This window comes from Boudabousia liubingyangii (genome assembly GCF_001907245.1).
Lineage (GTDB): Bacteria > Actinomycetota > Actinomycetes > Actinomycetales > Actinomycetaceae > Boudabousia > Boudabousia liubingyangii.
The window spans coordinates 313,468-326,542 of record NZ_MQSU01000001.1 but is presented as its reverse complement, the minus strand read 5'-3'; the positions used below and the strand labels follow the sequence as shown (position 1 = coordinate 326,542).

Here is a 13,075-nt window from a genome sequence, read left to right as displayed (position 1 = left end):
CATGTCTGAAGGCCCCAAAACTCAGGACGCTAAGGAAACCCAAGCAGCCCCCGCAAAGACCGAATACGTCAAACCCGAAATCGGGATCTGGCTGGTTTTGGCCGGCTGCGTAGGCATCACCATCCTGCTGCTGCTAGACACCCTAGCTCCAGCTTTCGGCTGGGTAGGCGTGAACTTCCAGCAGGCCATCGTGTTCCTAGAGTTCGCCTGCACCCCGATCATTCTGGGTGCCGCCCTGGGGCTACGCCGACGCAAGTTCCGTCGCTACCCCTTCCGGATGCGCGTGGGCCTACAGTTCGCGATTGCCGCCGCCGCCCTAATCCTGGCCGGATTCCTGATCCTGCTAGGCATTAACCTGGTGAACCCGGCTTCAACCGCGGTGGCTGGCCCCTGGTCCGTCATGCAGTTCGGTACCCTAGTGGCCGTCCCTGCGACCGCCCTGTTAGCAGTGTCCATCTTCCTCAAAGACTGAAGTCGGACGGTAGGCAAGCCCGGCAAGCTGGACGGTAAGATAGCCCGCCAAGCTGGAACTAGCGGAAAACTAAATCTGAACCATGCGCCCTCGCCAAAAACGGTGAGGGCGCATTTTCAACCAATTTTTAACGCTCCCGGATTAAATTTTTAACACCGTTTTTACACGCCCTCGATACGCTTTCCAATGTCTTAAATCTCCGGGCCAACCAAAACTGGCCCCCACAGGTATTGGAAAGGGAAAACGGGATGAACGTAAGTTTGATCCAAATCCTTTTATTCCTAGCGGTCAGCGTCATGCTAGCTATCCCGCTAGGACACTACATTGACAAGATCATGCACGCCGAACCCACCTGGCTGAGCAAGCGCCTACGCCCCGTCGAAACCGCCTGCTACCGGGCCATTGGCGTAAACGAAGACGTGGAAATGAGCGGACGCTCCTACTTCATCAACGTCATGATGTTCTCTGCCTTCGGGCTGCTATCCTTCTGGCTCACCCTAGTATTCAGTGGCATCAACCCCGGCCTCTCATTCAACATTGCCAGCTCCTTCGTCTCCAATACCAACTGGCAATCCTACGCCGGAGAAACCACCCTCCAAGGCTGGCAGCAAGCACTACTGCTAACCACCCAAAACTTCGTCTCTGCCGCCGTCGGCATCAGTGTCCTCTACGCCCTCATTCGGGCCCTACGCGGCACCCAACTACGCGGCGTCGGAAACTTCTACGTGGACCTAACCCGCGTGGTCCTCTACATCCTGCTGCCCCTAGCCACACTACTAGCCATCATCCTCTCCAGCCAGGGCGTGGTGCAGAGCCTGTACAACTCGACCTCGGCAAGCACCCTAAGCGGCACCAAACAGTACCTACCTTTAGGGCCGGTCGCCTCCCAGGAAGCCATCAAACAACTGGGCACCAACGGTGGCGGTTTCTTTGGCGCCAACTCTGCCATGCCCTTCGAAAACCCCACCTTCATCTCCAACTTCCTAGAGTGCCTAGCGATCATCATTATCCCCATCGCCCTATGCTTCGCCTTCGGTCGGGGAGTGAAGAACCCCAAGCAGGGACGTGCCATCTTCATCTCCATGTTCGTCCTGCTGATCGCCGCGCTAATCGGCACCTACATGGCCGAATACAACTACCACGTAGCCGGAATCGACCCCAGTGCCGGCAATATGGAAGGCAAGGAAAGCCGCTTCGGGGCAGGGCTCTCTGCCCTCTGGGCCATCATGACCACCGCCGCCTCTAACGGCTCCGTGAACTCCATGCACGACTCTTACACGCCCTTCGGTGGCTTCTTCCCCATGCTGCTCATGCAACTGGGCGAGGTCGTCTTCGGCGGTGTGGGCTCTGGCCTCTACGGCATGCTGGGCTTCGTCATCCTGACCGTGTTCATCACCGGCCTGATGATCGGCCGCACCCCCGAATACCTCAACAAGAAGATCGACCCGATCGACATGAAAATGGCCGTGGTCCTATGCCTAACCACCCCGCTACTCATCCTAGTGGGCAGTGGCGTGGCCGCCCTGTGGCCCGAAAGCTACACCAACGTCACCAACCCCGGAATCCACGCCTTCAGCGAGCTGCTCTACGGCTACACCTCCGCCGGGGCCAACAATGGTTCCGCCTTCGCCGGCCTAGACGCCAACACGAACTTCTTCAACCTCACCATGGGACTGAGCATGCTGCTGGCCCGCTTCGTGCCCATCTGGGCCACCCTGAAACTGGCCGAATCCATGCGCACCAAGTCCCGCGTCGCAGAATCCTCTGCCACCCTACGGACTGATTCGCCGCTCTTCATTGGACTACTAATCTTCAACGTCCTACTGATTGGCGCCCTGTCCATGTTCCCCGCCCTGGCACTGGGACCCATTGCCGAAGGGCTACTGTAACCGGTTTACCGCAGGCCACCTAAACGCCTGCCCTGTTATTGGACTTAAGTGAAAGCGAAAAACTAATGACTAAAGAGATTAGGCTACGAGCCCTGGGGGACACTTTCAAAAAACTGGACCCAAGGGATCAGATCAAAAACCCCGTGATGTTCCTGGTCTACCTATCAGCCATCATCACCACCGCCCTCTTCTTCACCGGCCTCTGGGGCTGGAAGGACGCCCCCAGCGGGTACGTGGCCGCCATCGCGGTCATCCTCTGGATCACCGTCCTCTTCGGTAACTACGCCGAAGCAATCGCAGAAGGACGCGGCAAAGCCCAGGCAGACGCCATGCGCTCAGGCCGCACCGACGTCACCGCCCACCGGCAAAAAGCCGACGGCACCCTAGAGGACGTCCCCTCCAGCCAGCTACGCAAGGGCGACACCATCGTGGTCTCTGCCGGGGAACAAATCCCCGCCGACGGTGACGTAATCGAAGGCGCTGCCTCGGTAGACGAATCCGCCATCACCGGCGAATCCGCCCCCGTCATCCGTGAGGCCGGCGGCGACCGCAGTGCCGTCACCGGTGGTACCCAGGTACTCTCTGACCAGCTGGTCATCACCGTCACCAACGACCCGGGCGAATCCTTCATGGACAAGATGATCTCCATGGTCGAGGGCGCTTCCCGCCAAAAGACCCCCAACGAGATCGCCCTACAGATCTTCCTAGTAGCGCTCTCCCTAATCTTCATCGTGGTTTGCGCCGCCCTCTACGCCTACTCCATTTACGTCTCAGGGCAACTAGGCAAAGCCGACCCGATTACCATCACCTCCCTAGTGGCCCTGCTGGTCTGCCTAGCCCCCACCACCATTGGCGCCCTACTATCTTCCATCGGTATTGCCGGCATGTCCCGCCTAAATGACGCAAACGTCCTAGCCATGTCCGGTCGTGCCATCGAGGCTGCCGGTGACGTGGACGTCCTCATGCTGGACAAGACCGGTACCATCACCCTAGGTAACCGCCAGGCCGCAGAATTCCTGCCCGCCCCCGGGGTCACCGAACACGAACTAGCTGATGCTGCCCAACTGTCCTCCCTGGCGGATCAAACCGCCGAAGGACGCTCCATTGTGGTGCTGGCCAAGAAGTTCGGGATCCGCGAACGCCAAAACACCAGCCACCTGCACTTCATTGAATTCTCCGCCCGCACCAAGATGTCTGGGGTGGACTACGACGGTCACGAAATCCGTAAGGGTGCCGTCGACGCCATCACCAACTACCTACGTGCGGCCGGAAAAGAAATGCCCCAAAAGTGCGTGCAGGACGTGCGTAAGGTGGCCGAGGCCGGCGGTACCCCGCTAGTGGTTGTAAAAGACCACCAAGCCATGGGCGTCGTCTACCTCAAAGACATCATCAAGGCCGGGGTGGCCGCAGAGTTCCAAAACCTGCGCACCATGGGCATTAAAACCATCATGATCACCGGTGACAACCCCGTCACCGCCGCAGCGATTGCCGCCGAAGCCGGCGTGGATGACTTCCTGGCCGAAGCCACCCCCGAAGGCAAACTAGAAATGATCAAAAAGTTCCAAGCCGAAGGCCACCTAGTAGCCATGACCGGTGACGGCACCAATGACGCCCCCGCCCTAGCGCAGGCCGACGTCGCAGTAGCCATGAACACCGGTACCCAGGCCGCAAAAGAAGCCGGCAACATGGTGGACCTAGACTCCTCACCGACCAAGCTGATCGACATTGTGCGCATCGGTAAGCAGCTACTCATGACCCGTGGCGCGCTCACCACCTTCAGCTTCGCCAACGACGTGGCCAAGTACTTTGCGATCATCCCGGCCCTATTCGCCCCGATCTTCCCGCAGCTAGGCATCCTGAACATCATGGGACTAGCCTCCCCAGAATCAGCGATCCTCTCTGCCATCATCTACAACGCCCTCATCATCGTGGCGCTCATCCCGCTGGCCCTCAAAGGCGTCGCCTACCGGGCCGTGCCCGCGGTCAAACTACTCAAACGAAACCTGCTGATCTACGGCCTTGGCGGCATCATTGCCCCCTTTGTGGCCATTAAGATCATCGACCTGCTACTGGTCCTAGTGATTCCCGGAATCTAAACGGACAAAGGAAAGAACATGAAGAGTCAAAACCTTAGCCGGGCCCTACGTGCTATCCGTGCCCTACTATTCTTCACCCTCACCCTAGGGGTCGCCTACACCCTGGTGATCACCCTGATTGCCCAAACCATCTTCCCGCACCAAGCCAATGGCTCCCTCATTGAGGAAGACGGAAAAGTCGTGGGCTCAGAACTCATCAGCCAGCCGCAGCGGGACGATAAATACCTGTGGGGACGCTTCGACCAGGTAGACCAAGAAACCTTCCCCGGCTACGACTACGGTGCCCCCACCAACCAGGCCGTCACCAGCCCCGACTACCAGAAGGAACTACAGGACCGCGCCAAAGCCTTCCACCTAAACCAAGTCCCCGCTGAACTAGTCACCGGCTCTGGCTCTGGCCTAGACCCGCAGATCTCCAAGACTGCCGCCCTGGTGCAGGTAGACCGGATCGCTAAAACTCGCGGCATCCCGCAGTCCGAAGTCCGCGACATCATTGACCGCCAAACCAGCTGGAACTTTGGCGCTCCCGTAGTGAACGTCCTCAAGGTCAACCTAGCCCTGGACCGTCATCATCCGGAAAAGTAACTGCGGAACCAAAAGACTTTCTTTTGCCAGTCAGCCCAGCTGACTATTGGAGGGAGAAAGAAAAACGGCGCTGGGGGTCCCAGCTGACCCCTAGTGCCGCACAAAACCGCCACTAAAGCCACCAAAATTACTCCACAAAAGTAATCTAGCGCACTAAAATAGGTGGTAGCGAAAACAGAAAGGGAAGCAATGCGCGGAAAACTGAAGATCTTCTACAGTTACATCGCTGGCGCCGGAAAAACCTACGCCATGCTCCAAGCCGCGCACCAACTAAAAGCCAACGGACACGACGTGGTAGTCGGCTACGTCGAACCCCACACGCGCCCCGACACCATGGCCCTCGTCGAAGGCCTCGAAGTCCTACCCCCAGCCAAAATCGCCTACAAAAACCTAGAACTGCTCGACCTCGACCTAGAAGCCGTCCTAGCCCGCAAACCCGAAACCGTCCTCATCGACGAACTAGCGCACTCCAACGCGGCCGGAATGCGGCACACCAAACGCTACCAAGACGTTCTTGACATCCTAGACGCCGGCATCAACGTCTACACCACCCTCAACATCCAGCACCTAGTTTCACTCCAAGACGTCATCAAAAAAGTCTCCAAAATCGACGTCACCGAAACCCTACCCGACTACATCTTCGACCAAGCCGACCAAGTCGAACTAGTCGACATCGAACCCCTAGAACTACACCAGCGCCTCCTGGCCGGAAAAATCTATGCCTCCGCCAAAGTAGACAAGGCCATGGAGAACTTCTTCTCTGAAAAGAAGCTCAGCGCCCTACGCGAAATCGCCCTGCGTCGCGGTGCCGCCCGACTCTCTGAGACCAATCGCAAAAACCAACTAGGCACCACCGAAACCGTCCTAGCCTGCCTCTCCCCAAACCAAGACAATGGCCGCGTCGTCCGCGCCGCCGCCCGTCTGGCCAAAGCCCTCAAAGGCGACTTCTACGCCATCTACGTTGAGACCGACGCCCACGAAGAACTCGACAACACCCAAAAAGAAAAAATCGACGCGGACCTCAAACAAGCCAAATCCCTAGGTGGCCAAATCGAGCACGTCCAAGGCGCCAAAGTCGCCCAACAAATCGTCGACTACGCCAGCATGGTCGGAGCCACCAAAATCGTCATGGGGCGAACCCCCACCCGCTGGTGGCTAAAATCCCGGTCCATTGTCGATGAGATCGTCGCCGCCCTGCCCGAGGCCGAATTGCACATGGTCCCGCTAAAAAAGGGCCGCTCCTTCACCGCCTGGGACCGGATGCGCCTGCGTATCAGTCGCAGCCTGAACCTGCCCAGCGCCCTACAGGCCCTGCTGACCATGGTGATAGCCGTAGCTGCCGCCCTAGTCTTCGACCAGCTTGGAGTGGGCACCCTGGGGATCATCGGGGTGATCCTCACGGGCGTGCTGGCGGTAGCTTTCTTCGCGCCCTCGATCCTCTACCCGGTCGCAGCCGTGGTTGTAGCGATCGCCAGCTATAACTTCTTCTTCGTGGAACCCTTCTACACCTTCGCCATTCAGGGGCGCCAAAATCTAATCCACTACCTACTAATGGTGCTGGTGACCTTCTGTGCCACCATGTTTACCGCGGTACTGCGGCGAACCACGCGCGTGGCCACGCGATCCTCGTCCCGGATGGCGGCCCTACTAAATGCCAACCGACGCTTCGCCCTGGCGAATACCGAGGAAGAAATTATGGCCGCCCTGACCAAGGTGATCGGGGAAGTCATCTCTGAACCGGCCCGCATCCTCACCCCAGAGGAAGTTGCGGTCGACCCGGACCTAAGCGAAAAGGAACGCGGCATCCTCGAATGGTCCATGCAGAACCTGCATTCTGCCGGGCGGGGGACCGACACCCTCAAGGACTCACCCATTACCTGTTTCCCCATTCATGCCAATGACTTCCTGGCCGGGATTGTGTTGCTGCGTGACTCGGAACTAGATGAGGCCCAAAAACGCGCCCTTAAGGCCGTACTTTCAGAAGCTGCCGCCTTCACGCAAAAGGTCCGCCTGCTGCAGATCGAACAGGATCACCGTGATCAGGCCGAAAAGGAACGCCTCAAGCTGATCCTGCTGCGCGGCGTCAGCCACGATATGCGCACGCCGCTGGCCGTGATTGCCGGAGCCGCCGACACCCTGATCGATTCCGGTACTGACCTGACCGAAGCGAACCGGCAGGAACTGCTGGGCGATATTAAACAGGAAGCCCTAGAGATGAGCCGCACTATCGACAACCTGCTGGGCATGACTAAGGTGACCTCGACCGCCTTTAAGCTAAACCGCCAGCTGGACGTCATGGAGGACGTGGTAGAAACCGCGATCGAAAAGTGCGCCACCCGTCAGGGGGAGCGGAAGATTTCGCTGCTTGACCCGGCTGGGGCCACGGTCGTAAAGATGGATTCCCTGCTAATGGTCCAGGTCCTGGTGAACCTGATTGATAACGCCATTAAACACACCGCCCCGGACGGGGAAATCACCGTCTCAGTGAAGGAAACCGAGCAGTGGATTCAGGTGAAGGTCACCGATAATGGCGTGGGGATTGACCCGCAGATCCTGCCGCATATCTTTGAGGATTTCTTCAGTGGGGATAACGCGCAGAGTGATGCTCGCCGGGGGATCGGCCTGGGTCTGGGGATTTGTCGTTCGGTGGTTGAAGAGCATGGTGGCCACATGTTTGCCCGTAATAACGCGCAGGGGGCAGAAGTTGGTTTTGCCATGCCAAAAACCGCGGAACAGGTGACCGCCGTTACAAAATGACTTAAGAGTTTAGTGAAATCAAGCTAAAATAGACTCTATGAGTATTCTGCTAATCGAAGACGACAAGGGGATCTGTAACTTCCTGCGCCTAGCCCTCACCGAGGCCGGCTATGAAGTGGTCATCACCCATAATGCGCTTAGCGGGATCGAAGCCTACTACCAAGACCGCCCCGAACTGGTCATCCTGGATCTGGGTTTAGAAGACCTGGACGGCATGGAAGTAATCCGCCAACTACGCCTAGACGGGGCGGTACCCATCATTGTGGTCAGTGCGCGCGAAGCCGATACCGAAAAGGTCCAGGCTCTAGACCTGGGTGCGAATGACTACCTGACGAAGCCGTTTTCGGTGGCCGAGCTGCTGGCCCGAATCCGTGCGGTGCTGCGCTTAACTAGCCAGCTTGCTCAGGGTGCTCCCAAAGACCCGGCCGCCACAGAGGCCTCCCAAGTATTTACCGGGGATACCTTCACGGTTGATTTTGAGGCCCGCGTGGTTCAGCTTTTGGATCAGGCTGGACAGCCCGACGAGGAAGTGCACCTGACTAAAAAGGAATTCGACCTGCTGCAGATTTTGGCTCGCCGTCCTGGTTACGTGCTGACTCACCAGTACCTGCAAGAGACCGTTTGGGGATATTCGGATGAGGCTACCGCGGTTTCCCTGCGCGTGTACGTGCGGGCGCTACGTCAGAAACTTAAGACGGAACTGATTAAGACTGAGGTTGGTCTGGGCTACCGTCTGCTGGCTGCTCAGTAGCGGGCTGGGACTTAACCAGGCGCTTAGTATCAAAGCTGAAAATTACCAGCACTAGAACCACTAGGACCGGGATGACTGCGGCGGCGATCGGACCCATAAGAAGCTTGAGACCCAATATGATCAGGGCGGGAATGACTAGGTCGGGGACCGTGAAACCAATATCGGTGGCCCTCAGTGAAGTCAGATCCCCGAAGGCGTCGAACTTATAGGCGGCAGAGATCAGTAGCCAGCCCACAAAACCCCAGCCAAAGGCGGCTACTACGGCCCCGCGTAAGCCACCGGTAGCGTTCGCAAAGATCGCGGCCGCACCAGAGGCAAAGAAGGCCACAATCACTGAGGGGATGGGGACGGGCCAGTCTAGGGCAGCTAGAACCGCGATCCCTGCTAGCTGGCCACCAAAGCCCACAATCAAGCCAATCACTAGGGCTTTGGGGGCAAAGGGGAAGATAACGGGCACGTCTAGGGCCGGAATGGCATTCGGGACAATCTTCATGCCAATACCCTTGAAGGCGGGCACGATCTCTGCGATCAGCAGCCGCACCCCGTAGAGCATAATCATCATGCCGGCGGTAAAGGTTAGGGCCTGCATGAAAGAAAAGACCATCCAGTTTTGCCCGCCAGTGATTCCAAATTCGCGGTTGTGAGGGTCGCCGTGCTCAATATAGTCGGCCCCCTTGGCCCAGACGGCCCCGCCGGCGGCCATGAAGGTCACGACCAGCATTACTGCCGAGGTCGATACCGCCACATCCCGGAAAAAGTCTAGGCTCTTGGGGACCCGCATATTTTCAGTTGATTTCTTTGGGTCACCGACTACTTTACCCAGGTAGCCGAAGGCCACGTTCAGGGTGGTTTGGCCGTGCCCGAAACCAATATCGTCACGTCCCGTAATCTTCTTCATGAAGGGTTGGGCGATGGCGGGAGCAAACGTCATATACGCACCATCGACGATCCCGGCCAGGGCGATAGTCCAGAAGTCACCCAACTGTAAAGTGTGGAAAATCAGGGCAAAACCGGCGGCGTGAATCCAGATCATGTGCCCGGTCAGGTAGATAAAACGGTGCCTGGTGATTCGCGAAATAATCAGGTGGACCAGGTAGCCCCAAATTAGGGTGAGGCCAAAAATCAGGCCCAAACGTTGAATGTTGGCGGACTGGATGGCCCCCACTGCGCCCTCGTCAAAAGTAATGAAGGGCTTGAGGTGATTGGTGGGCACCGCCAGGTTGAACATTTCCTGGATCGGGCCGATTGCGTCGATGAGGACGCTGGCGCCACCGGCAATAATGAGGACGGAAAGGATGGTTTTGACCGTGCCGGTAATGGTGGCGGAAAGGCTTTTGCCTTGAAGTAGTAGACCCAGTAGGGCGATGAGGCCAATGATGACGGCGGGGATCTGCACTAACTGCAGCAGCACGTTAAGTATCGCCATCGGGGCCTCCGGGTCGGGAAATAACAATGGGCCCTAGCTTGAGGGCCCAAAGGGGTTAGTCCAGGGTTTTGACCGCCGCTAGAACCTTCTGGGAGAGTTCTTCTTGGTCGACTAGGTTGTCAATCAGGACGATAGCCTGTGCGGGGCCGTCGTGCAGCTGATTTTCCATGTCGCGGGGAGCGACCACTACCTGGGCGTCCATGGTCTTGTAGGAGGCTAGGTCGACGGGTTCAACATTGGCGTCGATCTGGTTTTCTAGCATTAGGTCACGAACCTGCATGGCCAGCATTAGGCTGGTGCCAAAGCCCATGCCACACACGGTAGCGATATTGAGCATTTTTCCTCCTCATTTAAGACACCCAAGGGGCGTCAGTAACGTCAATTCGTTTTCCTGGTCAGGGCCTGATAGAGGGCCGCACTGTCTGGTGCTTGGCGGACTTCCGCGACTCGCGCTTCGTCTTGAAGTAGGGCCACAATCTGCCGCAGTGTTACCAAATGCGCGTCCGCTTTCAGGGTTGCGAAACTAATCACTAAGTCTACGGGGTCATTGTGTTTATGTCCGAACGAAACCGGGTTCGCCAGCGTGCAAACCGACAACCCGGGGCTTAAGACGCCGGATTCGGCTCGGGCGTGCGGCATGGCCACCCCCGGGGCAATCACAATGTAGGGGCCCAGGTCGGTGACGGCCTGTTTCATGGCCTCAATGTAGTTGGGGGTGCAGTAGCCGGCACGGACTAGCAGTTTTCCGCCGTACTCGATGGCTTCCTGCCAGTCTTGGGCGCTGATTTTGGCGTCGACACAGTTCGGGGTGATCAAACCCGCGAATGAACTATCTTTAGTGTTCATACGACCCCCGAATCGTGTCCGAAAGTCAGAGCTAAAAATGGGGGCGAAAGCTAAAAGTCCCCCTCCTCTGACTTAGCTTACTTCAGCTAGCATATAACGTTTTACGCATGAATGTGAGCCACTTTCCTTAGTCAGTTTTGTGAACCCTTGTCCAGGAACGCGCTAAAATGGCTCTATGGCTACTACCTTGCATCACTTGAATGATTCTCGTTCCTTCCGGATCGCCTGGGCTCTAGAAGAGCTGGGCGGTAACTATGACCTGGTGAAGTATCACCGCACGGAAGAGCTGCTGGCCCCGGAAGAGATGAAGCAGGTGCACCCGCTGGGTAAGGCCCCGATCCTGGTTGATGGGGATGAAACTCTGGTGGAATCCCAGTGCATTTTGGAGCACTTGAGTCAAACCCACGACGGCCAGTTTTCAGCTAATTCCACGCAGGCGCGTTTCTGGCTGACCTACTGTGAGAGTTCCCTAATGCCATACATGGTGATGGGCTTGGTTTTGAAGACTGCCGCCGGTCAGAGCCCCAAGTTGCTGCGTCCGGTTTTTAAGAAGTTCGTCGATGCGATCGGTTCGGCGTTTACGGGCCCGAACCTTAAGGGTGGCCTGAAGTACCTGAATGACTACTTGGCGAAGCATGAGTTCCTGTCTGATGAGGACCAGTTCGGCATTGCCGATATTCAGATGGAGTTCGCGATTTTTAGCGCGGTCCAGTCTGGGATTGACTTGAAGGATTACCCGGCGATTCGCCGCTGGTTTGAGGCCGTGCATGAGCGTCCCGCTTACCAGGCTGCTTTGACCCGCGCGGGCCGCTAGTTTTTAGCTTTTTGCCGAGGGCGCTGGGCCGGGTTCTATTTCGGCCTAGTTTTATTCGGCTCCGGTTTTATTTCGGAGTGGCTTTATTCCGCCCCGGCTTTTAGCGCGCGGTCCAGTTCCTTCTGCAGGTCGTTAACGTCCTCGATACCTACTGCTAGGCGCATCATGCGCTTGGAAATACCGGCGGCAGCTAGCTCGTCATCATTCATGGATGCGTGCGTCATGGAGGCCGGGTGGCAGATTAGGGTTTCAACGCCGCCAAGTGATACCGCGTAACCGATGATGTCTAGGGCGGCCACCATCTTTGAGATGTCCACTTCTGGGGCTAGGTTGAAGGATAGGACGGAACCGTCACCGCGGGACTGCCGGGAGTGAATGGCGGCCTCGTCAGCGCTGGTGGAGCCGGGGAAGTAGATGCGTTCTACTAGCGGGTGGTTGGTTAGGAACTCGCGCAGGATCTGGGCGTTTTCCATCTGCCGGTCCATGCGCACCACCATGGTTTTTAGGCCCCTAATGACAGAGTAAGAATCGAAGGGGGAGAGGGGTGCTCCTAGGGCCACTTGGGCTAGGCGGACCTGCTCAGAGAGGTGCTCATCGTTCATGAGCACCATGCCGGCTAGGACGTCACCGTGACCGGCCATGTACTTGGTGGCCGAGTAAGCCACAATATCGGCACCCAAATCTAGCGGCCGCTGTAGGTATGAGGTCTGGAAAGTATTGTCAATGGCCAGTACCGCCCCCACGGAGTGTGCCAGGTCCGCGGCGTGCTCAATGTCTACGATCCGCAGGCAGGGGTTGGTGGGGGATTCAATGTAGATCATGGCCGTATCAGCCGGGATCTGTTCCGGACGCAGGGTATTCAGGTCCTCGATCAGGTCGTAGTTAATCCCGCGGGAGGGGAAGAAGCTGGAAATGTACTGGAAGGTGCCCCCGTAAATGGAGCTGCAAAGCAGGACCCGCTGGCCAGTCTTAATGGTGGAAAAAACGGCGGCGATGGCAGCCATGCCGGTCGCGAAGGCGTAACAGTGTTTGGCATCCTCGAGGGAGGCGACAGCGACCTCGACGGCGGCGCGGGTGGGGTTGGACCAACGCTGGTAGGAGTGCCCACCGTCCTCGTTAGTGCCGCAGGGCATGGGGGCGGGGGCGGGGCAGGAGCCGGGGACCGGGTGCGCGTAGGTGGATGCCAGGTAGATGGGCGGGACTACTGCACCGGTGCAGTCATTGGGGGTGGTGGCCACGCAGCGGGTGGCGAAACCGCGAGTTTCGGCGTGCTCTGAGTGTTTCGCGTCGCGTCCTTGCTGTCGCGGACCGATTCCCGGATGCAGTTCCGAATTGGGTAAAAACTGGGTTTCGATGTGGTCACTCATAGAATCACAATACCGTAATGTACCCCAGGTCACAAGCAAGCCTGACCTAACTGTTCAGAGTGTTGTGTGCTA

At 57.7% G+C, this 13,075-nt stretch carries 11 protein-coding genes; 7 read left to right on the top strand and 4 right to left on the bottom strand.

The features are described 5' to 3' along the window. The first annotated feature begins 1 nt into the window (after position 1). The 6 genes from BSR28_RS01470 (at position 2) to BSR28_RS01445 (ending at position 8,550) form a co-directional block, all read left to right on the top strand. A complete protein-coding gene (locus tag BSR28_RS01470) occupies positions 2-472 on the top strand; it encodes a hypothetical protein (protein ID WP_073713129.1) in 471 nt (156 codons plus the stop codon). 248 nt (positions 473-720) lie between these two features. Continuing rightward, positions 721-2,361, top strand: a complete 1,641-nt coding sequence (kdpA, locus tag BSR28_RS01465) for a potassium-transporting ATPase subunit KdpA (RefSeq protein WP_073713128.1) — start codon at positions 721-723, stop codon at positions 2,359-2,361. 65 nt (positions 2,362-2,426) lie between these two features. Continuing rightward, the gene (gene kdpB, locus BSR28_RS01460) at positions 2,427-4,457 is read left to right on the top strand and encodes a potassium-transporting ATPase subunit KdpB (RefSeq protein ID WP_073708468.1); all 2,031 of its coding nucleotides are present in this window, start codon (positions 2,427-2,429) and stop codon (positions 4,455-4,457) included. Positions 4,458-4,475: 18 nt separating this feature from the next. Then, on the top strand, positions 4,476-5,042 hold the full coding sequence (locus tag BSR28_RS01455; protein ID WP_073713127.1) for a potassium-transporting ATPase subunit C: 567 nt from the start codon (positions 4,476-4,478) through the stop codon (positions 5,040-5,042). A 189-nt stretch (positions 5,043-5,231) separates the two neighbouring features. Next, the gene (locus BSR28_RS01450; protein WP_073713126.1) at positions 5,232-7,799 is read left to right on the top strand and encodes an ATP-binding protein; all 2,568 of its coding nucleotides are present in this window, start codon (positions 5,232-5,234) and stop codon (positions 7,797-7,799) included. A 37-nt stretch (positions 7,800-7,836) separates the two neighbouring features. Next, positions 7,837-8,550 (top strand): response regulator transcription factor, encoded by a 714-nt coding sequence (locus BSR28_RS01445; RefSeq protein ID WP_198928899.1) that lies wholly within the window; start codon positions 7,837-7,839, stop codon positions 8,548-8,550. Here BSR28_RS01445 and BSR28_RS01440 read toward each other — a convergent pair. From BSR28_RS01440 to BSR28_RS01430, 3 genes are read right to left on the bottom strand one after another with little or no spacing between them, the layout of a single operon-like run. Next, positions 8,504-9,976: a PTS ascorbate transporter subunit IIC gene (locus tag BSR28_RS01440; protein WP_073713124.1), complete on the bottom strand. Its 1,473-nt coding sequence runs from the start codon at positions 9,974-9,976 to the stop codon at positions 8,504-8,506. The genes BSR28_RS01445 and BSR28_RS01440 overlap by 47 nt on opposite strands. Before the next feature lie 55 nt (positions 9,977-10,031). Beyond that, the gene (locus BSR28_RS01435) at positions 10,032-10,313 is read right to left on the bottom strand and encodes a PTS sugar transporter subunit IIB (RefSeq protein WP_073708473.1); all 282 of its coding nucleotides are present in this window, start codon (positions 10,311-10,313) and stop codon (positions 10,032-10,034) included. A 41-nt stretch (positions 10,314-10,354) separates the two neighbouring features. Next, positions 10,355-10,822: a PTS sugar transporter subunit IIA gene (locus BSR28_RS01430; protein WP_073708474.1), complete on the bottom strand. Its 468-nt coding sequence runs from the start codon at positions 10,820-10,822 to the stop codon at positions 10,355-10,357. Positions 10,823-10,997: 175 nt separating this feature from the next. Here BSR28_RS01430 and BSR28_RS01425 point away from each other — a divergent pair, with 175 nt between their 5' ends. Beyond that, positions 10,998-11,636: a glutathione S-transferase family protein gene (locus BSR28_RS01425; protein WP_073713123.1), complete on the top strand. Its 639-nt coding sequence runs from the start codon at positions 10,998-11,000 to the stop codon at positions 11,634-11,636. Positions 11,637-11,719: 83 nt separating this feature from the next. Here BSR28_RS01425 and BSR28_RS01420 read toward each other — a convergent pair whose 3' ends face one another. Continuing rightward, positions 11,720-13,003: a trans-sulfuration enzyme family protein gene (locus BSR28_RS01420; RefSeq protein ID WP_083562853.1), complete on the bottom strand. Its 1,284-nt coding sequence runs from the start codon at positions 13,001-13,003 to the stop codon at positions 11,720-11,722. Between the last annotated feature and the right edge of the window lie 72 nt (positions 13,004-13,075).